At 29.6% G+C, this 26,081-nt stretch carries 25 protein-coding genes and 6 tRNA genes; 3 read left to right on the plus strand and 28 right to left on the minus strand.

Annotated features, from left to right (window positions below):
- Positions 1-8 precede the first annotated feature (8 nt).
- From O5Y44_RS05980 to O5Y44_RS06030, 11 genes are all read right to left on the minus strand, one after another.
- Positions 9-2,177: a Tex family protein gene (locus O5Y44_RS05980; RefSeq protein WP_371465722.1), complete on the minus strand. Its 2,169-nt coding sequence runs from the start codon at positions 2,175-2,177 to the stop codon at positions 9-11.
- A 1-nt stretch (position 2,178) separates the two neighbouring features.
- Positions 2,179-3,306, minus strand: a complete 1,128-nt coding sequence (alr, locus tag O5Y44_RS05985) for an alanine racemase (protein WP_316447722.1) — start codon at positions 3,304-3,306, stop codon at positions 2,179-2,181.
- A gap of 4 nt (positions 3,307-3,310) precedes the next feature.
- Complete coding sequence (gene acpS / locus O5Y44_RS05990) at positions 3,311-3,664, minus strand: holo-ACP synthase (protein ID WP_316447721.1); 354 nt, start codon at positions 3,662-3,664, stop codon at positions 3,311-3,313.
- A gap of 513 nt (positions 3,665-4,177) precedes the next feature.
- Complete coding sequence (locus O5Y44_RS05995; protein WP_371465723.1) at positions 4,178-4,903, minus strand: zinc metallopeptidase; 726 nt, start codon at positions 4,901-4,903, stop codon at positions 4,178-4,180.
- 239 nt (positions 4,904-5,142) lie between these two features.
- Positions 5,143-6,450, minus strand: a complete 1,308-nt coding sequence (gene der / locus O5Y44_RS06000) for a ribosome biogenesis GTPase Der (RefSeq protein WP_003145884.1) — start codon at positions 6,448-6,450, stop codon at positions 5,143-5,145.
- A gap of 102 nt (positions 6,451-6,552) precedes the next feature.
- Entirely contained in the window at positions 6,553-7,761 is a 1,209-nt protein-coding gene (gene rpsA, locus O5Y44_RS06005; RefSeq protein WP_316447730.1) for a 30S ribosomal protein S1, read from the minus strand.
- Between the two features lie 81 nt (positions 7,762-7,842).
- Positions 7,843-8,574 (minus strand): tRNA (guanosine(37)-N1)-methyltransferase TrmD, encoded by a 732-nt coding sequence (trmD, locus tag O5Y44_RS06010; RefSeq protein ID WP_048803329.1) that lies wholly within the window; start codon positions 8,572-8,574, stop codon positions 7,843-7,845.
- Positions 8,574-9,083, minus strand: a complete 510-nt coding sequence (gene rimM, locus O5Y44_RS06015; protein ID WP_271965738.1) for a ribosome maturation factor RimM — start codon at positions 9,081-9,083, stop codon at positions 8,574-8,576. Before rimM ends, trmD begins: the two co-directional genes overlap by 1 nt.
- A gap of 24 nt (positions 9,084-9,107) precedes the next feature.
- Positions 9,108-10,667 (minus strand): PhnE/PtxC family ABC transporter permease, encoded by a 1,560-nt coding sequence (locus tag O5Y44_RS06020; RefSeq protein WP_316447729.1) that lies wholly within the window; start codon positions 10,665-10,667, stop codon positions 9,108-9,110.
- On the minus strand, positions 10,642-11,379 hold the full coding sequence (gene phnC / locus O5Y44_RS06025; protein ID WP_271965736.1) for a phosphonate ABC transporter ATP-binding protein: 738 nt from the start codon (positions 11,377-11,379) through the stop codon (positions 10,642-10,644). Before phnC ends, O5Y44_RS06020 begins: the two co-directional genes overlap by 26 nt.
- 205 nt (positions 11,380-11,584) lie before the next feature.
- Positions 11,585-11,932 carry a DUF6568 family protein gene (locus O5Y44_RS06030; protein WP_271965735.1) on the minus strand — a complete coding sequence of 116 codons (348 nt, stop codon included), beginning with the start codon at positions 11,930-11,932 and terminating at the stop codon, positions 11,585-11,587.
- Between the two features lie 206 nt (positions 11,933-12,138).
- Here O5Y44_RS06030 and O5Y44_RS06035 point away from each other — a divergent pair, with 206 nt between their 5' ends.
- Positions 12,139-13,479, plus strand: coding sequence for an ISL3 family transposase (locus tag O5Y44_RS06035; protein WP_371465724.1), 1,341 nt, complete (start codon positions 12,139-12,141; stop codon positions 13,477-13,479).
- Positions 13,480-13,602: 123 nt separating this feature from the next.
- Here O5Y44_RS06035 and O5Y44_RS06040 read toward each other — a convergent pair.
- The 14 genes from O5Y44_RS06040 to O5Y44_RS06105 form a co-directional block, all read right to left on the minus strand.
- A tRNA-His gene (locus O5Y44_RS06040) sits at positions 13,603-13,678 on the minus strand.
- A 26-nt stretch (positions 13,679-13,704) separates the two neighbouring features.
- A tRNA-Phe gene (locus tag O5Y44_RS06045) sits at positions 13,705-13,777 on the minus strand.
- Between the two features lie 5 nt (positions 13,778-13,782).
- Positions 13,783-13,858, minus strand: a tRNA-Asp gene (locus O5Y44_RS06050).
- A gap of 31 nt (positions 13,859-13,889) precedes the next feature.
- Positions 13,890-13,964, minus strand: a tRNA-Glu gene (locus O5Y44_RS06055).
- Positions 13,965-13,974: 10 nt separating this feature from the next.
- Positions 13,975-14,062, minus strand: a tRNA-Ser gene (locus O5Y44_RS06060).
- Between the two features lie 2 nt (positions 14,063-14,064).
- Positions 14,065-14,138, minus strand: a tRNA-Asn gene (locus O5Y44_RS06065).
- A gap of 198 nt (positions 14,139-14,336) precedes the next feature.
- Positions 14,337-15,221, minus strand: a complete 885-nt coding sequence (locus O5Y44_RS06070) for a phosphate/phosphite/phosphonate ABC transporter substrate-binding protein (RefSeq protein ID WP_316447507.1) — start codon at positions 15,219-15,221, stop codon at positions 14,337-14,339.
- Between the two features lie 157 nt (positions 15,222-15,378).
- Positions 15,379-16,149 (minus strand): YlmH family RNA-binding protein, encoded by a 771-nt coding sequence (locus O5Y44_RS06075; RefSeq protein ID WP_316447506.1) that lies wholly within the window; start codon positions 16,147-16,149, stop codon positions 15,379-15,381.
- 4 nt (positions 16,150-16,153) lie between these two features.
- Entirely contained in the window at positions 16,154-16,408 is a 255-nt protein-coding gene (locus O5Y44_RS06080) for a YggT family protein (protein WP_371465746.1), read from the minus strand.
- Between the two features lie 29 nt (positions 16,409-16,437).
- Positions 16,438-16,854, minus strand: a complete 417-nt coding sequence (locus tag O5Y44_RS06085) for a cell division protein SepF (protein ID WP_271986836.1) — start codon at positions 16,852-16,854, stop codon at positions 16,438-16,440.
- 267 nt (positions 16,855-17,121) lie between these two features.
- Positions 17,122-18,270: an AI-2E family transporter gene (locus O5Y44_RS06090; protein ID WP_316447505.1), complete on the minus strand. Its 1,149-nt coding sequence runs from the start codon at positions 18,268-18,270 to the stop codon at positions 17,122-17,124.
- Between the two features lie 20 nt (positions 18,271-18,290).
- Positions 18,291-18,497: a DUF1146 family protein gene (locus tag O5Y44_RS06095; protein ID WP_316447504.1), complete on the minus strand. Its 207-nt coding sequence runs from the start codon at positions 18,495-18,497 to the stop codon at positions 18,291-18,293.
- Positions 18,498-18,521: 24 nt separating this feature from the next.
- Positions 18,522-19,475, minus strand: coding sequence for a magnesium/cobalt transporter CorA (gene corA, locus O5Y44_RS06100; protein ID WP_316447503.1), 954 nt, complete (start codon positions 19,473-19,475; stop codon positions 18,522-18,524).
- Positions 19,476-19,543: 68 nt separating this feature from the next.
- Complete coding sequence (locus O5Y44_RS06105) at positions 19,544-20,299, minus strand: TrmH family RNA methyltransferase (protein ID WP_371465725.1); 756 nt, start codon at positions 20,297-20,299, stop codon at positions 19,544-19,546.
- A 121-nt stretch (positions 20,300-20,420) separates the two neighbouring features.
- Here O5Y44_RS06105 and O5Y44_RS06110 point away from each other — a divergent pair, with 121 nt between their 5' ends.
- Both O5Y44_RS06110 and O5Y44_RS06115 read left to right on the plus strand, forming a co-directional pair.
- Entirely contained in the window at positions 20,421-20,807 is a 387-nt protein-coding gene (locus O5Y44_RS06110; RefSeq protein WP_003145865.1) for a rhodanese-like domain-containing protein, read from the plus strand.
- Between the two features lie 163 nt (positions 20,808-20,970).
- A complete protein-coding gene (locus O5Y44_RS06115; protein WP_271965727.1) occupies positions 20,971-21,231 on the plus strand; it encodes a TM2 domain-containing protein in 261 nt (86 codons plus the stop codon).
- Positions 21,232-21,339: 108 nt separating this feature from the next.
- Here O5Y44_RS06115 and O5Y44_RS06120 read toward each other — a convergent pair whose 3' ends face one another.
- The 3 genes from O5Y44_RS06120 to dnaG all read right to left on the minus strand — a co-directional run bounded on the left by O5Y44_RS06120 (position 21,340) and on the right by dnaG (position 26,018).
- A complete protein-coding gene (locus tag O5Y44_RS06120) occupies positions 21,340-22,764 on the minus strand; it encodes a peptide MFS transporter (RefSeq protein WP_316447502.1) in 1,425 nt (474 codons plus the stop codon).
- Between the two features lie 365 nt (positions 22,765-23,129).
- Positions 23,130-24,215, minus strand: coding sequence for an RNA polymerase sigma factor RpoD (gene rpoD, locus O5Y44_RS06125; RefSeq protein ID WP_271965798.1), 1,086 nt, complete (start codon positions 24,213-24,215; stop codon positions 23,130-23,132).
- 12 nt (positions 24,216-24,227) lie between these two features.
- Entirely contained in the window at positions 24,228-26,018 is a 1,791-nt protein-coding gene (gene dnaG / locus O5Y44_RS06130) for a DNA primase (RefSeq protein WP_271986845.1), read from the minus strand.
- Positions 26,019-26,081: the final 63 nt, after the last annotated feature.

Raw genomic sequence — 26,081 nt, forward strand, 5'->3', positions numbered from 1 at the left:
TACCTCCTTTAATCTTTAAACATTGCTAGTGCGACACGACCTCGTTCTTTGTCTACATCAATAACATACACATCAACGATTTGTCCTACACTAAGAACGTCTAATGGGTTTTTAATATAATTTTTACTGATTTTTGAAATATGAACCATTGCATCTTGCTTAAGACCTATATCTATAAAAGCTCCAAACTGTGTAATATTTCTAACAGTTCCAGCTAATTTTACACCAATTTGCAGGTCATCTATTGTCAGAATATCTGATTTTAACAATGGTTTAGCAAATGATTCACGTTCATCACGTAATGGCTGTTTTAAATCTTTAATTATATCTTCAAGTGTTTCTATTCCTACACCAATTTTTTCAGCCAGTTCTTTCTTATCTACAGCTTCCACAGTAGTTGCAAACTCTTCAGTCCCAACTTCCTTAGTAGATAATTTCAATTCTTTTAATAAGTTTTCTGCAGCTTTATAACTCTCAGGGTGAATACCTGTAGCATCAAAAATATTTTTACTATCTGGTATTCTAAAGAATCCTACACATTGCTCATATGTTTTCTTACCTAATCTTGGTACTTTAGCAATTTCTTTAATAGTTTCAATTTTCCCATTTTCTTGACGATAAGCCACAATATTTTTAGCTATTTGCTTATTAACACCTGAAACATATGATAATAAAGATACTGAGGCTGTATTAACATTTACCCCTACTTTATTTACCGCTGTTTCAACTACGAAAGTTAGTTCTTTTTCTAAAAATTTAGGTGTTATATCATGTTGATATTGTCCAACACCGATTGACTTAGGATCGATTTTTACTAGTTCACTTAGCGGGTCTTGAATACGACGTGCAATTGATACTGCACTTCTCTCTTCTACGTTAAAATCAGGAAATTCTTCACGAGCCACTTCACTCGCTGAGTAAACACTTGCTCCCGCTTCATTAACTATAACATAATCTATTTTTAGTCCCGCTTCTTTTAAATTTTCTACAACAAATTTTTCAGTTTCACGAGATGCTGTCCCATTACCGATAGCTATTAAATTAATATTGTGTTTATTAATAAATTTAATTAAATCTTTTTTAGATTTCTCTTGTTTATCTGCTGATGCTGGTTTATGCGGATAAATAACCATCTTATCTATAAAATTACCATATTCATCAACAATCGCCATCTTACAACCAGTTCTAAACGCTGGGTCTATTCCTAAAACTTTCTTGTTTTTTAGAGGACTTTGCATTAAAAGTTGTTTTAAGTTCTCTGAGAAAATAACAACAGAGTCTTCTTCTGCTTTTTTCGTTAAATCACTACGAATCTCTCTTTCGATAGATGGATAAATTAAACGTTTCATACTATCCGCAACACATTCTAATAGTAATTCATTTATTGCTGTTTGACGATTTTTTGTTAATCCTCTAAGAATATAATTATGTAGTCTATCTTTATCATTTTCTATACTTACACGAATTATACCTTCTTTTTCCGCTCTATTTAAAGCAAGAATTCTATGTGAAGCAATTTTCGAAATTTGTTCACCGAATTCATAATAGTTTTTATATGTAGAGTTTTCGTCTTTCTCTTCTCCACCTTTTTTTAGTACTGAAGTGATTTGACCAAACTTTCTAGTATTTTCAAGAACATACTCACGATATTTTGCACTGTCTGAAATATTTTCTGCGATAATATCTAGTGCATAATTAATAGCTTCTTCAATACTATTTACTTCTTTTTCAGTATTTATATATTTAGCTGCTTCTTTATTTAAAACTTCTAAAGATTTTGGAAGTTTCAAAATATAGTTAGCTAATTTCTCTAATCCTTTTTCTTTAGCTATCGTAGCCTTAGTACGTTTTTTCTCTTTAAACGGACGATATAAATCTTCTACCCTTTGTAGTTTTTCTTGAGCTAAAATATCTTTTTTCAACTCATCAGTAAGTAGACCTTTTTCTGAAATTAATCTAATTACTTCTTCTTTTCTTTCTTCAAGAGATTTTAAATAATTAAATTCATCTTGTATTTGTTTTATAGCAACTTCATCTAAAGAATTTGTTAATTCTTTTCTATACCTAGCGATAAAAGCAATTGTATTTCCCTCTTCTAATAGATTTAATACATTTACCACATACTTATCTTGTATCTTTAGCTTAGTTGCCAAATTTTTTGTAATTTTCTCGTACATTCTATAACTCCATCTTATTATTATAATAAACTCTTGGAACACGTTTATTTATACAACAAAATATTTCATAACTTATTGTATTTTGATATTCTGCAAAAGCATCTACTGAAACATTTTGACCGTTATATTCTCCAAAGAATAGTACATCGTCTCCTACTTTTACATTTTCACTACAACGAACCATAAGTTGATCCATACATACACGTCCAACAATTTCACACTCTTCAGATCCAACTCTAATTTTAAATCCTTGAGCTCTCCTTAGTAAGCCATCAGCATATCCTATAGGCACTGTCGCGATATATTCATCTTGTCTAGCTTCATAGCTAACACCGTACCCAAGTTTTTGTCCTGCTTGGAATTTTTTTACATGTGTCACTTTACTAATTAAACTAGCTACAGGTTCTAATTGTACCTTATCTAATTTTTCAATATTTCCACTTGGATAACATCCATATAGTGCAATACCTATTCTAGAAAGATTGTAATGATCTTCTCTATCACTATATTTTACAGTTCCTGCTGAATTTTCTATATGAATATATTTCGGTTTATGAGTGAAAACATTAAGAGAATTTTCGAAATTTTCTGTTTGATAATTGTCATAATTATCATCATCCCCATCAGCATTTGAATAATGTGAAAAAATCCCTTCAAAATCAAGTTTTTCTGAATCTAATAAGTTATCAATCTCTTTTAGTTCTTCTAAATCGGAAGTTCCAATTCTTCCCATTCCCGTGTCTATTTTAACATGAATTTTTAATTTTCCTTCTATTTGCTGCGATTGTACTAAAGCTTCTTCTAACCATTCTTTAGACGGACATGTTAAAGAAACATTATTTTCTACTGCATATTTAACATTTTGGGGATTTGTAACTCCTAATACAAGGACCATACTATCTTTAATAACATCTTTTAGCTCTATTGCTTCTTCTAATGTAGCTGTTGCGAAATGCCTAACTCCATTTTTATATAGATAATCTGCGATTACTTTCGAACCCAATCCATAAGAATCTGCTTTAACAATAGCTAATCCGATTTTTTTGTTATTTAAAGCATTTAACTTTCTGTAATTATTTAATAATGCATCCAAATTTACTCTTAATTGTGTTGGTCTATCATTAATCATTAATCTAATCCCCTTTCTCTAAAACAACAAACGCCACTACTGTTGTATCAGTATGGCTTATAGTCAAATGTGTCCTAAAGTCACCATATTCTATATATGGTTTCCCATTATCATCTTTTTTTACCTCAACATCATGAAAAGAAAACTCCTTAGAAATTCCAACTCCAAGTGCTTTAGAGGTTGCTTCTTTTACCGCAAAGCGTCCCGCAAGGAATTCCATTTTTCTTCTTTTATTTGTTATTTTATAAAATTCATTTAATTCATATTCTGTATATAATTTTTCAAGTCGTTTTTTATCATCAACATATTTTTCGAAGCGATGAATATCGACGATATCACAACCTATTCCGTAAATCATTTTTTACCTCTTCATTATATAGTCTTACAATATTATAACACTAATATGGATATTATGAAAGCTATATTAACTTGTTATTTAGCTTTATTATTTACTTAACTAGGAGTAAAACAAAAATAGTAATTTTTGTATAGAGTTCCCCCACAAATTCTATACAATTTCTAAAAAGTTTCCACAAGGCGAATTAAGGTTTCGATTTGTTAGAGTGTCTATAAGTTTTAATATGGGAGTGACTCAAAAATCGTGATTTCGAAGAAACAAGATTTTGTCGAGTCACCCCCGCACAGGTTATTAGATATCTAAAAAGCTTTTATAAAGCAAATTTAGATATCAATAAACCACTGCGTCTATGAATTTTCATATAAACCTTGTTAAAATTTAGGACTTTTGAATCAGCCCCTTTTTGATTAACCCTAATATAAAAAAATAAACGACTAGAAAATCGTGATTTTATGAAAATCTTGACTTCTAGTCGTTTTTTATTATTTTGACCGCATTGGTTAATATTAATTATTAGTCTCTATTACTACTATTTAATAAAATAAAGATGAATCTTAATAGTTCCATTAAAGCAACCATCGCTGCTGCTACATATGTTAATGCTGCTGCAGTTAGAACCTTACGACAGTGTCTGTGTTCTTGATCATCTACAATATTTAAATCAACTACTTGCTCTAAAGCACGTTTTGAAGCATCGAACTCTACTGGCAGTGTTACTACTTGGAATAGTACTGCAAATAGCATAAATCCTACTCCAACCCAAGCGACAGTATAACCAAATTGTCCGATTAATCCTGTTAATAAGAATCCTACCATAATAAGAATAATTGATAAGTTTCCTCCAAGATTCGCTAATGGTACTAGAGAGTGTCTCCATCTCATTGGTTTGTAGTCTGCTACTTTATCTTGAATAACGTGACCGATTTCGTGTGCAGCAATTGCAACTGATGCAACTGTAGGTTGATCATGTACGATTGGTGATAAAACTACAACATTATTAGTTGGATCATAGTGGTCTGATAATTCAACCTCACCTCTTACTACTCTAACACCTGTAATTCCATTTGCTTGCATTATTATTTCTGCAACTTCTTTTCCAGTTAATCCTGATTTTGTTCTTACTTTTTTATATCTTTCGTATGTTCTTTTTACTTTGAATTGTGCCCATAAAGGGATTAACATAATTAGTAAAAAGTAAAGTATATAACTTCCTGACATTCCATAATATCCTAATGGCATATAGATTACCTCCTAATTAGTAAATTATATAAGATAAATTATACCATGTTCTAAATATATTTGCTAGTATTTTGACTAAATTTTACCATTAAATTTTAATGAAAGTAATGCGGATTGTTTCCATTATTTCTTTCATAAAATTATTAACATAAAAGAGCAGTTCTAAAATCATTTTAGAACCACTCTTTTATCGTTTTATTAAGTTAATGTTTTAAAATTTGAATAACTAATCTATTCCACTAGTTTCTTTGTCTTGCTAATAGTTTAATAGGAGTACCTTCAAAGTTAAATGAATCACGAATTCTATTTTCTAAAAATCTCTCATATGAGAAGTGCATAAGTTCTGGATAATTCACGAAAAACACGAATGTCGGTGGATTAATCGCAACTTGTGATGCATAGAAAATATTAAGTCTTTTACCTTTATCTTGTGGTGTTGGATTCATAGAAACAGCATCCACAACGATTTCATTAAGTGTAGAACTTTGAATGCGACGTTGTCTATTTTCATAAGATTCTTTAATTAATGGGAAGATGTTAAATACACGTTGTTTTGTTTTTGCAGAAACATATACGATTTTCGCATAATCTAAGTATGCAAAACTATCTCGAATTTTTTCTTCAAATTCTTTCATAGTTTTATCGTCTTTTTCAATCGCATCCCATTTGTTAACAACGATGATTACACCTTTTCCAGATTCGTGAGCATATCCGGCTACTTTCTTATCTTGTTCAATAATACCTTCCTCAGCATTAAGAACAACTAAGACGACATCTGAACGTTCAATAGCTTTAAGAGAACGAAGAACTGAATATTTTTCACAACTTTCATATACTTTACCGCGTTTTCTAATACCAGCTGTATCGATTACGACATACTCATCTCCATTATGTTTAAAATCAGTATCTATTGCATCTCGTGTTGTTCCAGCGATATCAGAAGCAATTACACGTTCTTCTCCTAAAATAGTGTTAATTAAACTAGATTTCCCAACATTTGGACGTCCTATTAGAGAGAATCTGATCTTATCATCTTCTTCCTCTTCTTCTAGAACTTTAAAGTTTTTACAAACTTCATCTAATAAGTCACCGATACCTAAACCGTGTGATCCAGAAATTGGGAATGGATCTCCAAATCCTAATGAATAGAAATCATAAATCATATGGTTCATATCAAAATTATCAATTTTATTTACTGCAAGAACTACTGGTTTATCAGTTTTATATAATAATTTTGCAACTTCTTCATCATCACTTGTAACACCATCGCGACCATTTGTTAAGAATATAATTACATCGGCTTCATCTATAGCTAATTCAGCTTGCGCTCTGATTTGTTTTTGGAATGGAGTATCTTCTAACTCAATTCCCCCTGTATCAATCATGAAGAATGAATAGTTCAACCATTCTGCTTTTGAATAAATTCTATCACGTGTAACACCTGCTACATCTTCTACGATAGAAAGTCTATCACCAATAATTTTATTGAAAATTGTAGATTTACCTACATTAGGTCTACCTATTATCGCAACTGTTGGTTTTGCCATGTTTTTCCCTCCATATCTTTAAATTTTTACTTTATCTTTATACCTAAAAAATAAAAGCAATAGACAAGCTATCTACTGCCTTTATTTCTCTATTTTTTCAAATTAAAGTTCGATGTCTTTAAATTTGTCCCCTAAACTAAATGAAGTATCTTCATCTTTTAAGTAAGAAGTATCGTATTCTGCTTCTTCTTTAACTTCTTCTTTAACTGGTTTTTCTAAAAGTTCTTTGATTGATAGAGATAATCTTTCGCTTTCGAAATCAAATTCTAATACTTTTACAGTAACTTTGTCACCTTTTTTAAGAACGTCTTCTACGTTTGTTACTCTATCATGAGAAATTTGAGAAATGTGAACTAATCCTTCAACTTCTGGTAAAACTTCTACGAAAGCACCGAATGAAGTTGTGTTACGAACAACTCCTTCCAATACATCACCAACTTTGATTGTAGCACGAGCTACTTCCCATTGAGTTGGTAATAATGTTTTTGCTGAAAGTGAAATTTTTTCATTTTCTTTATCTACAGCGATAACAGCAACTTTAACTGTATCCCCAACTGAAAGTACGTCAGAAACTTTTTCTACACGAGCGTGAGAGATTTCTGAGATGTGAAGTAATCCGTCAACTTCACCAATGTTTACAAAAGCACCAAAGTCAGTAATACGACTAACTTTACCTTCAATAACATCACCTTCATTAATGTTACCATAAACTTCTGCTAATTTTTTAGCTTTTTCTTCTTCTAAAATTGCACGTCTGTTTAAGATAATTTTATTTTTAGATTTATCCACTTCTTCAATTTTGAATGTGTATTCATTTCTTACAAATTTAGATAAATCTTTTCTAAATTTAGTGTCGATATATGAACCTGGGATAAACGCACGTAATCCTTCTACGTCTGCTAATAATCCACCTTTAGTTTGACCTGAAACTGTAGCTTGAATTAATTCGCCGTTTTCGAATTTTTCAATGATTCCTGTCCAAGATAATTCCATTAATTTTTTATATTCAGCATTTTCTAAAATTTTGTGTGATAAATAAATTACACCAGGTACGTCTTCTGATCTTTTTTCACGGTCAGCTCTGATTCCTGTTACTTGAGCTTCTACTTCATCGCCAACTGATAATACTTCTTCAATATTTTCGAATGGTTTTCTTGTAATTTGATTACGTAAAATTACGCAGTCATATTGAGCTCCTGCTACATCAACGTATACTTTATCGTTATCGATTTTAGATACTGTACCAGTTACTTTGTCTCCTTTTTTCAGCATTTCTGAGCTATTTAATAATTCCTCAAATGAAGTTGTCATTACTTCTAATCCTCCTGTGCTTACAATACATACTATATTAATATTATACATCAAAAATATAGTTATGTCATTTATTTTATGTTAATTTTTTAATTCTTTTTTTATTTCATCGAGTAATTTTGTTTCTTCTTTACTCAATTCATAGTTATCTAGTAAATCTGGACGTCTTAGATATGTTCTTCGTAGACTTTCTTTTTTTCTGTAAGTTTCTATATTCTTATGATGTCCACTTGTTAACACATCAGGAACTACCATCCCTTTGTAGTCTTTTGGTCTTGTGTATTGTGGATATTCTAAAAGACCAGTCGAAAATGAATCATCTTTATGAGATTCTTCTTTCCCTAATACATCTGGTACAAGTCTAGCAATACTATCAACCATAGTCATCGCAGCAAATTCCCCACCAGTTAAAATGAAATCTCCAATTGAGAGTTCATCAGTTACAAGGTATTCTCTAATTCTTTCGTCGTATCCTTCATAATGACCACAGATAAATATTAAATGCTCTTCTTCTGAAAGTTCCTCAGCTTTTTTCTGACTAAATCTTTCTCCTTGAGGACATAATAAAATGATACGTGTTTTATCTGTTTTATCTAAACTTTCTACAGCATTAAATATTGGTTCAGGTTTTAAAACCATACCTTGACCACCACCGAATGGATAATCATCTACTTGATTATGCTTATTTCCAGAGAATTTACGATAATCTACTATATTTATGTCTAATAACTTATTATCTTTTGCTTTCCCTAAAATCGAATGATTTAACGAATCAAACATATCAGGAAATAACGTCAGTATATCAATTTTCATTAGTCAATTAGTCCTTCCATAACTTCGATATCTATTTTCTTATTCTCAACATCTATTTTCTTCACTACATCCTCAATATATGGTATCAAGATTTCTTTACCGTTTTGTGATTTTATAACCCAAACATCATTAGCTCCTGGTGTTAGGATTTCAGAAATTTCACCTAAAGATTTCCCATTTTCATCAAAAACTTCACATCCAATGATTTCATGAAAGTAGAATTCATTTTCTTCCAACTCACCAATATTATCTGAATCAATTTTAATTTGCAGATTTTTAAGTTTTTCAGCTTCTTCAATCGAGTCAATTCCAACAAACTTCACTAAAAGGTTGTTTTTATGAGTTCTATAACTTTCTACAGTCACTTCTTTTACAACTTGATTACCACGTGTTATTAATAATTCAGTGCCTTTTTCAAAGCGTTGCTCTTCAAAATCTGTAGATGAAATTACTTTCACCTCTCCTTTCAATGAGTGAGTATTTACAATTTTTCCTACTTTTAAACGCATTTAATCCTCCTATGTACTTTTATACTATTTTTTAACTTTCATTCTAATTAAATATGATATATTTTCTATAATGATTATCGAAAGTGATAACCCAATTAATAATGTTGAAATTCTGTTCCAATTTCTATATTCTATATTATTTACAAGTAAATGTCCAATTCCACCTGCTCCAACCATACCAAGTATCGTAGAATTTTTAATATTTGATTCAAATCTATACAACACTATAGTAACAAATTCAGGGAAATATCCATTAAATATTATTTTTATATAACTAATGAAACTTCCAAGACCTAAACTCTTCGTCATTAGTAGTACATTAGTATTTATCCCTTCTAGAACTTCATTGTACATTTTTGTCATTACACCAACTGTATAAATGTATAATGCAAAAAAGCTACTGATTGCCCCTGGTCCAAATCCTCTAAAGAATATTAAAGCTACTATTATCGGCGGGAATGTTCTTAGTATATTTATGAAAATTTTCATACTTAGCGCTTTATATTTACCAAATAAATTAACCGAAGATAAGTACGATGTAAAAATCGCTGTTACTGCGGCAAATATCGTTGCACTAAAAGCTATTTCAATACTTACCATTAACTCGCTGAACATCTTTGGTACATATTCTAGATCAGGATTTATAATTCCATTTCCCAGCACCTTTAACTGTTTTAATCCTATTAAAAATCTTTCTTGGGTAATGGTAATATATTTAGTGACATACAGAATACTTCCAACTAGTACTATAGGTGTAACAACTCTAATAGTGTTTTTTCTAAAAATAAATTTATCAAAAGTTAGTTGTGAAGAATTACTATAATTTCTAAAAAAGTAACTCACTAAATCGATAAAAAATATTAGAATTACTAGAGTAAGTATAATTATTGATACTCTATCATACCTCAAATGATTCAGCTCTTGCCACAATCTTTGACCTATTCCACCTGCTCCTACTAAACCTAGAACACTTGCTCCACGAATACTAGACTCTAGCGTTAAGAAATATATAGAAACCACCTGTGGTTTTAAGTTAGAAAGAATTGCATTTTTATATATAATAAATTTTGAACTTCCTAGTGACTCCATTGCCTCTAGCTGTTTAATCTCTACTTCTTCTGCATACTCCTTAAGTAATTTAGACGCCGTAAGAAAATTAATTAAATAAATACTTACAAATCCACTGAAAACACCTGTACTAAATAAACTAACAAGAATAGCCGCAATAATTAGAAAAGGTATTGTTCTAAAAATAGAAAACACAGTACTGAATAATTTAGGTATTATTTTTAATTTAAAAAGTACATTTGTCAATATCGGTAAAAACAATAACGCTGTAAATAAAGCTAATATTGATGAAAACAATGCTATATTTATCGTTTCAATTATAGGTTGTTTTAACTCACCCAAGATTGAAAAATCAACAGGATACATTCGGCCTAATAAGTTCTGTATTCTTTTAAAACCTACTGAAAAAGTTTTTGCATCATATTGTATAAACGCAATAAAAATAATACATACTATAAATATGCTAGCTAATATTTTATTTATATATTTTTTAATTATAAAGTTCTTCAAATTCATCTTTAGTCACCATATCAGAATCTTTATAAAATAAAACTTTTCCGTCTTTCAATCCTAAAATTTTTGTACTATATTTTTTCGCAAGATTTACATCGTGTAAATTGATTAAAACAGTAATATCTTTTTCTTTATTTAATTTCTTAAATGTATCCATTATAAGAATAGTGTTCTTTTCATCTAAACTACTCACAGGTTCATCAGCTAATAAAAATTTCGGATCTTGTGCGAGCGCCTTAGCGATTGCTACCCTTTGCTTCTGTCCACCAGATAAATACTTAGACTTTTTAAAAGCCTCCTCTTCTAAACCAACCTGTTTTAAATAACCTACTCCTTCATTATACTCTTTCTTAGTATAACCAAGTAAAAGGCCTAATGGAGATTTTTTTACTAAATATGGAGTCAATACATTTTCAACTGTATATAAATTATCAAGAACATTATAATCTTGGAATATAAATGCAATTTCTCTTCTAATAAGCTTTAATTTTTTCTTATTGTAATTGACTATATTTTTACCAGCTATATTAATTTCTCCAGATTTAGGTTTATTCAATAGATTTAAGCAACGCAGTAAAGTTGATTTACCAGCACCACTCTTTCCCACTACAGCTACAAATTCCCCTTGATCAACATTAAATGAGATGTCATTTAATATATTTTTTACTCCATAGTTAAATACTAGATTTTTAACTTCTAACTTCTCACTTTTCACTTCATCACCTCATTATCATATAATGAATTTTAAAATAAACTAATTCTAACTTTAGTAAAATTTTATAAGTACTATTATATCACTTAAAACAGTTTTTTTCAGTATTTTGCTACTAAATTTAGTACATTTATTAAACTGTTTACATTTAACTAAAAATAATCGTAAAATAATAAACTCGCCTATATTAAATAGACGAGTTATATTTTTATTTAATGAATGTTGTAATTTCTTCTACAGATAAGCTAGAATCACATACAACTTTAACTTCACCAGCTTCAGCAACTAATAATCCTGGTACAGTTCTAATAGAATATTTTTCACGTAATGATTCAATTCCTGATGCATCAGAAAAGTCCTCAGAATTAATAAAGAATGCTTCTACTTTATTAGAAACAACGACTTCACTTAATTTTGGCATGAATCTTCTGCAGAATGGGCATGATGATCTACCAATAAACAATACAAATTTTTCTTTTGATTCAATTTTTTCAAAAGCAGTTTTTGAATCTATTACTTTAAAGTTCTCTAAGTCTTGTTCGAAAGTTTTTTCCATGTTATTTTATCTCCTTAAGTTTATAGGTTTAATTTTACTCTTATTTTTTAAAAATTTCTATTTATTTGCTTACAAACTTTGGTTGTATACTAAATCCGGGGCATGGAAAAATTCCAGCCCCGGATTTCAATTTTTATATACAAAAAGACAAATACCCAATATAATTAAAGTGTAGAAAAATAATTAACTAAGAAAGGATATTTGTCATGTCTAATTTTATCACAAATTTACTATTAATAAAAGACCAAAATATAACTATGGATGATAAACTTGATTTAATTAATGTAGACGGTCAAGATACATTCGTATTTCATGGGACTTTATCATACAATCCAAAGTGTTGTACAAACTGTGGTTGTATAAAAGAAGGAAATAATATAGTTAAAAATGGATTCACAGATCCATTAAAAGTAGCTTTATTAAAGATGTCAGAATGCCCTACATATCTACGATTAAAGAAACAACGCTTTAAATGTAAAGAATGTAATTCTAAGTTTTGTGCTGAAACATCATTTGTACAAAAATACTGCAGTATATCTAAAAATCTTATATTCTACATTATGAAGAATCTTTCTAAGACAATATCATTTAAAGATATAGCTGAATTAAGTAATGTATCAGTATCTACAGTAGTAAGAGTAATGAAATCATGTAGAGAAGCTGTAGAAGTTAAGACTCATTCAAACCTACCAGAACACCTATGTTTTGATGAGATAAAGTCAACTAAAGACAGTAAAAATGGAATGAGCTTCGTATTCTTAGATGCTAAAACACATGATTTTATAGATATTGTAGATGGAAGAACACAACATATATTAAAACAATACTTTATGAGATATCCAAGGAAAGTAAGAAAGAAAGTAAAAACAATCTGTATAGATATTTATCCTCCTTATATGAATATGATTAGAGAGATGTTCCCTAACGCTAAAATAATTATAGATAGATTCCATATAGTACAAAATGTTAATAGAGAATTAAATAAAGCTAGAATAAAACTAATGAACCAATATAAGAATAAAAAAGGCTCTATTTACACTGTTTTAAAGAACTTTTGGAAAGTAATATTAGAAGATAGAGATAAAGTAAATTCAACAAAAATATTCTATTCTAGAAGCTTTAAACGCTATGTAACTAGAAAAGAAGTATTAGATTATATATTAGCTATAGATGATGAGTTTACAGCTAGTTATGAGAGAGTACATGAGATTAGAGAAGCTATTAAGGCTAAAGCTTCTGTAGAATTAGAGAAGTATATAGATATGGATACTAAGGGATTATCTAAAGGTGTATCTAAAGCTATAAATACTATGAAAAAGCACAAAGAGTATATGCTTAATGCTGTTAAATATAAGTATTCTAATGGTCCATTAGAAGGATTTAATAATAAAATAAAACTACTAAAGAGAGTATCTTATGGATATTCTAGCTTTAGTAATTTCAGATTACGCATTTTAATTATGTCTAGATTATTTGTTTCTGAGTATAAAAATAATGTCAAACTTAAAGAAAACAAGAAAAAATCTAAGCAGCAAAATGCTGCCTAGATTTCATTTCCTATTTTTCTCCATGCCCCGAATTTGACAAAGAGCCCAAACTTTAAAATTCCATTTTATAAAAAAAAAAGAAGTAATGTACTTCTACACTACTTCTTTGCTAATTTCTAAAAATGGGGCGGCTGAGGGGAATCGAACCCCCGAATGTCGGAACCACAATCCGATGCGTTAACCACTTCGCCACAGCCGCCAAAATATTAATTTTAAATAAAAAAATGCCTTGAGACAGAGTCGAACTGCCGACACATGGAGCTTCAATCCATTGCTCTACCAACTGAGCTATCAAGGCAAAAATGGCGGTCCCGACGGGAATCGAACCCGCGATCTCCTGCGTGACAGGCAGGCGTGATAACCGCTACACCACGGGACCTAACTCTTATTCTCAATGTATTTAATTCAAATGGTGACCCGTACGGGATTCGAACCCGTGTTACCGCCGTGAAAGGGCGGTGTCTTAACCACTTGACCAACGGGCCAATAAAAAAACGGAGCAGGAGGGATTTGAACCCTCGCGCCGGTTTCCCGACCTACACCCTTAGCAGGGGCGCCTCTTCAGCCTCTTGAGTACTACTCCAACTCCACAGGCAGGACTCGAACCTGCGACCCTCTGATTAACAGTCAGATGCTACTACCAACTGAGCTACTGTGGATAAATATTTGTGTTCCTAACGAACAATATTTATTATACAAAAGTATTAACATAATGTCAATACTTTTGTATAACTTTTTTTATTTTTTCAATTACATATTTATGAACTCTCTATTATTCTTGATAAGATAGGATTTTTAGAATTCAGTTTTAAATAATTTTTTTTTATTAAATTAATATTTTTTTGAAATTATTCGTATTATTTTACTTTATTCAAGTCAATATTCATTTTTTCAGAGATTCTCACTATAGCTTTATATGCGTCATTATTTGGTTCTTCAAAACCAGTAATACTGAATAGATTTGTTAAAATCTGAATTGTTTCTTTATCATTTTGAATATCTAATAATGCCTGTTTAATTTTTTTCTGTGTTTCTTCATCTAAATTATTTGATGCTACTACTGTAACTCCTGGTATTAGCTCACTTTTTGCTATTGGTGTAACATCTTCTTTTAGCGTAGGAAATTCTTTTGTATATTTTCTAATTACATTTTCATAGCTAGCTACTGCATCTACATCTTTATTTAGTAATAATTGTAAACTTTTGTCATGACCTCCACTAAATTGATACTTTATGTCTTTGTCTAAATCAATTCCGGCATCTTTCAACATTGCACCAGCATAAATGTAACCTGAAGCAGATGAAGGATCAACAAAAGCAATTTTTTTCCCTTTCAAATCAGCTAAGCTTTTTATATTAGAATCTTTTCTAACAAAAACTTCTGCAAAATAACCAGGTTTTCCACTAGTACTTCTTCCTACTAGTAAGTTTTTTGTATTACTTTGTTTATTAGAAAGCACTGCAGAAAATGGAGGTACCAACCCAAAATCAACACTTCCACTACCTATACCTTCTATCACCCCAATATAACTACTAGCAGTGAATACCTCAACTTTCATCCCTAGTTTATCTCCTAGAGCTTTAGCAAATGGAGATAAATCGTCTACCAACTTTTCGCTATTACTACTAGGTACTACACCAAGTTTTAACACTTTTTCTTCTTTAGTTGAACTCTTTTGGGAACAACCAATTAAAGAAAATACCAATAAGAAAGAAAAAATAGTTAATAATATTTTTTTCATTTTACTTACCTCATAATTATTTGTATAAATTTGTTTTATGCAATTAAGTATAGCACAATACACTCAACAATAAAATGAAAACGCTCATTTTTGAAAAAATAATAAAAAAATGTCTCAAAATACGACTTTATGTCGATATATTGAGACAATCATTTGATTAAATTAATTTTGATATTGTAATTCTATATTTTAAACTCTTTTTATTTTGTTTGTATTCTTTAACCACGAATCTTCCGTACTTCCTAATAGAAATTATATCTTGAATTGCGCAATTTTTCTCACCATTTCTAACGATTACATGGTTTAACTTTATAAAATCTTGATCTAAGAACTCTTTCACCTTACTTCGAGACTTATTAGTAATTTTTGCTACTATTGAATCTAATCTAAATGAAGAACTTACTATTTCAAAATCTTCATATTTCTTTTCTATAGCAACATCAGCTAATTCAACTCTCTCAAAATTTAGATTTACTCTACCAGCTTTCGTGAATTCCATCGCTATATAGTCGGCAATTTCTTCATCAACAAAAATATAAACTTCATTCTCAAGAACAACAATATCCCCAAATCTATTTATATTAATACCTAAGTTATGAATTGCTCCTAAAATATTTCTATGCTCGATCTTGTTAAATTTATTATTATATTTAGCTTTCAAGCAAACAATATCATAATCTACATCATAATATTCATTTGAAATAATCTTTGCTTTCTTTTTCTCAGCATCATTATATCCACCAAAAAATTCTATTTTAAAATCACTATAATTATATGCAACTATTTGTTCTAAAATTACCTGTTCGAAATTAGTTAGAAACTTTGTAACAGTATTTCTATTTTCCACAAAACTTATACTTTGCAAAAGTTTTTCGGCTACTTCTTTTTGTTCTACTGATGCTTGCTGTAAAAAATTTAATTTTTTCATAATACTATACTGTCTTAAACAACAATGCTATTATAAGGTTTTGTATTACACTTAATACAATAAGCGCTACGACAGGCGAAATATCCAACATTCCAATGGGTGGTATGAACTTTCTAAATAGTTTTAAATATGGTTCACAAATAGCTTCTAGGAATTCTACTATAAAATTATTTTTGATTTGCGGTACCCATGATGTTAGAATATACGCTAACATACTGTATTCATAAAAATTAAATAAATAGATTATGAATTTATACACCCAAAAATATTCTGTTATATTTAGCAAAATTAATACTCTCCTTCGTAAAAGTCTCCTGAAACCTCAACTCCATTAGGAACACATAGATAAATATCTTCACCTATAGTTTTTAATCTTGCTCCAAGTGCATATATTCCACCTGAAATAAAGTCTAACAATCTATCTGAAGTTTCTACATCTAATTTACTTAGATTAATAATAACTACCTTGTTACGTTTAATATCATCAACTATATCTTTGCTATCAGCGAAAACTAAAGGTTCTGTTAATATTACATTATTTGTTCTTCCTGATGGTTGACTTTGTACATTTGGTTTACTTTGCACTGGATTCTCCTTTTTTACAACTCTTTGTTTTGGTTGTTCTTGTCTTACTTCTTCTCTTTCTACTACTTCATCTTCAAAATCATCTTCATTAACGAATAAATTATTGAATTTTTTCATCATACTCATATTCTCAAACCTCAACTTACTTATATTTAACTACAATATTATAGCATATTTCTAGCAATAATGAAAATGATTTACTACTATCTACCTTTTTTTATATATTTAAAATTATATTAATTTTTCAAAATACATTTCTAATATCAATATATACCATCATAATTATTAATTAACTTATTAAATTATATCTATCTCAAATACCTATTTCTTAAGTTCGAAAATAAAAATGAACCTTAGAGTTATAAACTCTAAAGCTCATTTTATCAATTACCCATAAAATTTATCGTATCTTTCTTTTAGAGATATTAATAGTTTAGAAATTAATACTTTCAATATCGAATAAACAGGTATTCCTAAGATAGCTCCAACTACACCCGAAATATTCACTCCTATCAAGATTACAAAAATAACTGTTAAAGGATGCATATTCATGCTTCGTCCCATTATGTTAGGAGAAATTATATTTCCTTCTAGAAACTGTACAACACCCCAAACTACTAACATTTTAACTACCATAACCCAACTCGTTGACGCTGCAACTAACATTGCTGGTGTAATAGCAATAACCGGTCCTAAATAAGGAACTATACTTAAAAATGCAGCAATAGTAGCTAGTGAAAATCCATAGTGTAATCCTATCACATTATACCCTATAAATAACATCACTCCTATGCATAATGAAACCAGCATTTGACCTTGGATATACGATCCTACTTTGTCATCAATTTCATCAATTGTTTCTGCAACTGGTTTTTCTAATTTTTTTGGTAATAAACTTATTACAAACTTATTGAATTTAGATGCATCTTTTAATAAGAAAAATAGCACGAAAGGCATAGTTACCAACACCGAAGCCGTTGAAGAAATAGATGAAACTATCCCCTGTGCAACTGATGTTGCAATCGTTATTAATCTTTCACTAATTTTCGAAGCGTTTAAGTTTGTATTAACATACTCTACAACCACCTGAACATAAGCATTATCAGAATATTCTTCTAAATACCCTTTTACAACTTCAACATATCTAGGCATTGCTGTAATCAGGTTTTGCGTTTGCTCAACAATTATAGGTACTACTCCAATAATAACAATTAGTACCGTAATTATACCAACTAAAATCGCAAGTAGGCTCGCAGAAAATCTTGAAATTTTCTTAGAAAAGAAATTTACAAGTGGATTTAACATGTAATAAAATACATACGCTACTATTATCGGTGTAATTATACTAGAAATTATTGTATTAATTGGAGTAAATATATAAGAAATTTCTGTATATAAATAAATAGCGATTCCTAATAAAATAACTATTAATAATATATAGATTATGAATTTCCCTCCAATAAAAGCTAATAATTTATCTTCTCTTGATTTTTCTAATCTTGATTCTCTTTTATTTTTTTCTAATTCTTTATCCATAAAATTTCCTTTCTACTAAATTACTTAACTATAGTTAAAGATAATTCATAAATTGTAATAATAGTCTTATAAGCAATATACCCTAGCACAAATGAAGCTAGACTTACAAAAACTTTAATTTCTCTAGTACTGTTTTTCTTGAAGAATTTTCCAAAATCAATTCTTAACATAGAGAAATTCGCTAATAATATCATAAAAAACAAAACTGTCAGTTTAAAAATACTCATAAGTAATCCTCGATACTTAATATGCTATTTAAACATATCAAGCCAACCTTTTTTCTTGAATACCCAAAGCATTCCAATTGTAATCCCGAACATTATAGCAACAACTAAAAAATACCCGTATTTCCATTCTAACTCAGGCATATTTTTAAAATTCATACCGTACAATCCTACTATGAAGGTTAACGGAAGGAAAATTGTAGATATAACCGTTAGGGTCATCATAATATTGTTCGATTTCAATGAGTTATAAGTCATGAAGTTTTCACGGATATCACTAGCTAACTCACGGTTCGCTTCTATAATCTCTGTTTGTTGAACAAGGTCATCATATATATCGTGGAAATACTTTCTATCATTATCAGTCATTTCGACACGACGAGAAACTAAAAATCTATGCAATACTTCTCGCATAGGTCTTAATCCACGACGAAGCTTTAATAAGTCGCCTCTTAATTCGAAAACCTCATCCATAATCTTGCTTCCAGATTTATAAAAATCAGATTCCTCAATTTCATCCAAACGGTTCTCGATTTTTGAGATAATCGGAATATATCCTTCAACTATTTCTGAAACTAGCATATGCATTACATGTAATGGCGAATATTCTGCGCCACGTTGAAGAATTTTAGGTACTATTTTATTAACATAACGTATATGTGAGAGGTGGAAAGTTACGATATAATTCTTTCCAACAAACATGTTAAGTGTTTCATAATCATCATCTATATTTTTTAAAACATGAGACACTAAGAATATTTGTTGTCTTGAAATTTCAATTTTTGGTCTTTGTAAAAGTGTTAAACAGTCTTCTATTAAAAGTTCGTGAAACTTAAAGAATGTTGTTAATAGATTAATTTCACTACGTGTTGGAGTATCAAAGTCAACCCAAAACCATGCTATATCTTGATCTTTAAGTCTTTCTAAACTAATATCAGTAAGAATGTCACCTTTTTTATCTACTGCCATAGTTTTTAACATTAGATTTCACCTCTCTCGTTATTTTCACAATTACAATAATACCACACTTATAAAAAATAGTAAATTTATTATTTTAAATTGGTAGAAATATAGTGCATCACAATTCCAGCAGCAATAGAAACATTAAGACTTTCTGCTTTTCCTGGCATCGATATTTTAAGCAAGTTATTTACTTTACATAATATTTCTTCACTTATTCCAGAACCCTCATTCCCAAATATTACAGCAACATTTCCTGTAATATCATCTAACTGTTCTATATATTTATCTGCTTTTAAACTTGTTGCGAAAATACTAAAATCTGTCATTTGATCCAGTAAATCTAATAAATCCACATTATCAAAACAATCTATATGAAAGTTACTCCCTTGTGTACTTCTAATAACTTTTTGTCCATATAAGCTAGTTGTACCTTTACCTAAAATAATACAATCAAAAGAAAATGCATCTGCAGTTCTAATAATTGTACCTAGATTTCCAGGATCTTGAACTCTATCTAGAATAAGAACTTTCTTATATTTATTTATATCCAATTCTTTATTTTCTATACAACAAACCGCTATAATTCCTTGTGTAGTTATAGTATCAGATAAATGTCTCATTACACTATCAGCAACTTTAGTAATCTCTCCTTCAAAATCTTCAATTAATTTATACTCATCGAAACTTTCAGAAATAACAATTTCTTCAACTACATTCACCTGCATAGCTTCTTCTACTAGATGTTTTCCTTCTATCAAATATTTTCCATATTTTTTTATATTTTTATTCTCTTTTAATTTTTGTATATCTTTAATTTTCTTATTACTAACTGATGTTATCATTTTTTCTCCAATAAATTTATTTTGTACTTTTAGCTTTCATAATAATTATAAACAATATTGAAGAAATATTCAAATTATGATATAATTCACTTACAGATATTACAATAAAAAGGAGTTCATTATGTCATCATTCTTACTATCAACAATAGTTATTGTGGTCGTTTTAGGTGCAGTTGGACTTTTTAATTACTTCAGATTAAAAGGTGCTGTAACAAAACTTCCTTATGAAGAATTTAGAAAAAATCTTAGAAAAGTTCAATTAATTGATGTTAGAGAAAAAGAAGATTTCAAATACGCTCACATTAACGGTGCTCGTAATATGCCATCTTCTCAATTCAATTTCCTTTATACATCTTTGAGAAAAGACCAACCTATTTATCTTTGTGATAAAAATGGAACATTAGCTCCTCGTGCTGCCCTAACTCTTAAAAAGCACGGATATACAAATGTATATATGCTAAAAAATGGTCTACAAGATTGGAAAGAAAACCTAAAAACTAAAAAATAATTTTTAAGTACTTAATTTAATCTTAATAAAGATTGTTAAGTACTTTTTTACTTTTAAGGAATTTTATCATTAATACCTATAAAATAATGCACTGATAATTATTTATTGAACACTACTATAATTTATGGTATTATATGCTTAAATTACAAATGGAGGTCAATTTATGACTAAATATTACTATGATCCTAATATGAATCGTGGATACATTCCCGGAAGATATGTTAACAAAATTGTATATCTTCTAATTACATTTTTCTTAGGACATTTTGGAATTCAATATTTTTATGTTGGAAAGAATTTTAAAGGAATACTGTGCCTATTATTTTGTTGGACATTCATTCCATCGATTATAGCTGTTTTCTCGTTTATAATTACACTATTTAGACCAGCTAATGAACATGGTGATATTTTTATCCATTATTAATTAGGTAATGAATTCAAATGCTACTTAAATACTAAAAAAAATAAACTCAAGGCTATCACATTCGTAATAACCTTGAGTTTTTATTATTTTTACCGTCTTCTTTTTTTATTAAGCTACTTCAGCTTCTTTTTCTTCAGCATCAGCTATAGCTTTTGCTTCTTCTTCTAATTTATCAATATGCATAAATTTATTTAGGTATCCTTTAAGTAGAACTAATACTGCACCAAGAACAATAACTACTCCTCCAATATAAGTAAATACTTGAGTATAGTTTAATTGAACTGTTAATTTAGCTAAGTATCCAGAAATAATATTTGCTAATGAGAATGTTAGATACCAGATACCCATTGCTAATGATGCATATTTTGCTGGAGCAAGTTTATTGAACATCGCCATTCCGATTGGAGATAAGAATAATTCCCCAACTGTTAATAATACATATGTTAAAAGAATATACATGATGTTAATTTTCATTCCACTTTCAACATCACCATTTATTGTGTTTAACCCTAATACCATTACGACGAAAGCTAATCCTGAAATTATCATTCCTAGTCCCATTTTAGTACCAGTATCTAAGTCTCCTCGTTTTGTTTTACTTAATTTAACCCAAAGTGCACCGAACACTGGAGCTAAGATTGCACATAATAGACCATTGAATGAAACTAACCAAGGTGTTGGCACTGTCCATCCGAAGATATTTCTATCCACCGCTTTTTGAGTTAAGATAGCAAATGATGTTTGAGTTTGGAACCAAGCAGCCCAGAATAAAGTTGAAAAAACAAACATTACTGCCATAGCTTTCATTCTATCCATGTCAATTTTTGTTAATGGGTGATTAACAGATTTTTTAGCAGCTTTACTTGCTGTCGGATATTTACCTTTATCTTTTAACCAAGTAGGAGCAAAAAATGCAAATACTGCAAATTGTAAGAATGCAAGTGCAGCAGCAGCTAAGAATCCAACACGATATCCATATGATACAATTTTTCCGTCATTAGCAACATTTGCAAACCAACTGTCTGTAATTAATCCGAATACTATTGGCCCAAATAAACTACCAATGTTAATCGCCATGTAGAAGATACTGTATGCTGCATCTTTCATCGTAACTTGGTCACGCTCATATAAGGCACCAACTATAGCACTAATGTTACCTTTACCAATACCCGCTGCAACAAGTAAAAGAATTAAACTTGAAATTACTGTCCATAATTCACTAGTTGAAAAGTATAAAGCAATATAACCTATACAACTAAATAATGTCCCCAAGATAATAGATTTTTGAAGACCTAGGTATTTATCTGCTAACCAACCACCAATAAGAGCCATCATATATCCTGCAGCAGCATAGTAGCCATATAATGTTACCGCGAATCCTTTTTCAAGACCTAGTCCACCTTCTGATGTTCCAGTTGTGAAGAATAGAATCATGAACCCTATGATACCATAAGCATAAAAGTTTTGTATAACAGTTGTAACATTTACAAGATGAAGACCTTTAGGATGTTTCATTTTTTCTTTCTTTTCCATAATAACTTCCTCCTTAATTTATTTATTATATCTTCATCTATTATTATATATTAAGCGTTTCTCAAAAGCAATTTATATTCTTTTTTTTGAAATCATCTCTATTTGTTCACATAAATATATTTTACTATTATACTTAAATTTTGTATTATAACAGTAAATTTTAACCTTATTTTATTTGTATTTTTTTAATACAAACTCTATAATATGTAAATAATACATTATCGACGTCTCATTACAAAAAAACATAAAAAAATAAAGCAGTTTGTACACTGCCTTATTTTTTTATTATTCTTTTATATTTTTTATAAGTTTTTTTCTTAATCGTATACTTCACATAAAGTTGATTACATCAACGTTTATTATACCTATTCCATGAACCCTTTTAGTTTATTAAGCTTAGATGGGTGCTTTAATTTTCTAATAGCTTTCGCTTCAATTTGACGGATACGCTCACGTGTTACCCCAAACGCACTACCTACTTCCTCAAGTGTGTGAGTCTTACCATCTTTTAGACCAAAACGTAATTTCAATACATTTTCTTCACGATCAGTAAGTGTTTCTAAAATCTCTTCTAGTTGTTCTTTTAATAATTCGTTAGCCGCATGCTCTACTGGAGATTGTGCATCTTTATCTTCGATAAAATCTCCTAAATGCGAATCATCTTCTTCACCAATCGGTGTTTCTAATGATACAGGTTCTTGAGCTATTTTTAGTATCTCACGTACTTTTTCTGGCGTCATATTCATTTTTTTAGCGATTTCTTCCGGTTTAGGTTCACGTCCTAAATCTTGAAGTAATTGTCTTTGAATACGAATCAGACGGTTAATTGTTTCAACCATGTGAACAGGGATACGAATTGTTCTAGCTTGGTCAGCAATAGCACGAGTAATCGCTTGACGAATCCACCATGTAGCATATGTTGAGAATTTGAATCCTTTTGAGTAATCGAATTTTTCAACAGCTTTAATTAATCCCATATTTCCTTCTTGAATTAAGTCTAGGAATAACATTCCACGTCCAACATAGCGTTTTGCAATACTTACTACAAGACGTAAGTTAGCTTCAGCTAAATCTTTTTTAGCTTGTTCTTTTTCCGCTTCTGTTCCTGTTTCAATAATTTTAGAAAGTTCTAATTCTTTTTCTTTTGATAATAAAGGAACTTTACCAATTTCTTTTAGGTACATTCTTACAGGGTCATTTGTTCTGATTCCCGCTGGAACTGATAAATCTTCTAAATCTAGTTCCTCTTCCTCTTCTTCTACATGATTTGCATTAATTAAAATAATGTCTTCATTATTTAATTCTTCATAGAAATCATCCATCGCTTCTGAAGAAATGTCTAATTTTGATAATGCATCTACAATCTCTTCTTGAGTTAATTCACCCTGTTTTTTACCTTTTTCTAACAATTCTTTTTTTATTGTTTCAAAATCTTTTGCTTTCTTAGCCATGTTCTTCTCCTTCTATTTCTTATACTTTTTCAACTGTGATAGTAACTCTTTTTGAGTTTCTACATCCATCTCTTGGATTGCAACCCTAAGCCTATCTTTTATCTCTTCTAATGTTATTTGATTATTTGAAAAATACTTGATATAGTCACTTACAACTTCTACAGTTGGATTTTCTTCTATTAGAAAATCTGTTTCATCAATATAAGTTGCAAGTCTGACAACCTCATCATCTTCAATACTATGAATGAATTTATGAATATGAAACTCAAGATTATTATTATAGTAAATAACCAAGTAATCCATAAGATTCACAAATACTTCTTGTGGAAAATTGCATTTCTCTAGATCATTGTATTTTTCAATAAACAATGCCCTATCAACAAAAAAGTATTTAAATAACTTGCACACCTTTTTGTCATAATTCGTTACTCTAAACAGCTGTTCTGGATTAGACGGTGCTACCCATTCTACAGCCGCTTGTTTTCTTTTCACATTCACTTGACCTAATTCTCTAAGAAGAACTTGTCGTTCGATTCCGAACTCCTCTGCCAAATTAGTAAGCAATATGTATCTTAATGATTCATCTTCCATATAAGCAATATTTTTAAGTAATTCATTTTTATACTGAATTCTTAGTTCAATATTAGTCTTAGAATCATTTTTACAATATTCAATTTTATAATTAATAAAGTGTTCTTTATTATTTTTTATATAGTTTACAGCATCAAAATCTTGATTTTTAGAATTTTTATCTGATAAAAACTCATCTAAATCTTTAGCCCCAGAAAATTTTAATTTATAGACATTATCAGTAGTCTGGATAATTCTATTCCCAATTTCTATCTGTGCTTTTGAACCAGCCTCATCATTGTCTAAACTTAATGTGACCTTCTTCACAAGTGATAAAATCTCTTTTAATTTATTATTGTCTATATTTGTCCCCATCAAAGCAACAGCATTCTTTATACCATTTTGATGAGCTTTAATTACATCCATATAACCTTCACATAATATTACTTCATTCTCTTTAGCTATAAAAGCTCTCGCATCCGAGAAGTTATATAAGACTGTTCTTTTTTCAAAAATTTTCGTTTCATGCGTATTGTAGTATTTCGCAACACTTTTGTCCGAAGACATAGTTCTCCCCGAAAATGCTACAACCTGATTTTGATTATTTTTTATAGGAAACATTACTCTGTCTTTAAAAACATCATAATAATTGCCACTTTCATTTTTTCCTAATAGTCCGGCTTCAACCATTAAATCTAAATTAATTTGATTAGAATTAAAAAAGTTTAAAGCTATGTTATTATCACGGGGAGCATAACCTATGTTAAAGTATTTAATAACATCGATACTCAGTCCCCTATTTAATAAGTAATTAAGTGCTTCTTCAGCCTCTTTTGTATTTAGTAAAATATAGTTATAATAATCTGCTAAAAGCATGTGCCCATAATACATTATGTCCAGCTCATTATTCAAATCGTAATTAGCTTCTAAATTCACTTTTGACTCTATATTCAGCCCTAACCTTGCCCCAAGCTTTACGATTGCCTGATTATACGTAATATTTTCAATTAGCGAAACAAATTGGAAAATATTCCCACCTTTACCACATCCAAAACAATGGGCTATTTTTTTCTCCGGAGAAACAGTAAACGATGGTGTTTTCTCATTATGAAACGGACATAAACCTAAATAATTTTGTCCTCTTTTTTCTAATTTGACATATTCACTAACTAGACTAACTATATCAATATTATCAAAAATATAGTCAATGTCTTGTTTAGATATTTTTGCCACCTTATTCCTCCTCTTCCTCAATTTACCATTAAGAATAAATGATTAGATTATTTCCCAACACTA

Origin of the sequence: Gemella sp. 27098_8_155 (assembly GCF_041433725.1) — a bacterium.
Lineage (GTDB): Bacteria > Bacillota > Bacilli > Staphylococcales > Gemellaceae > Gemella > Gemella haemolysans_D.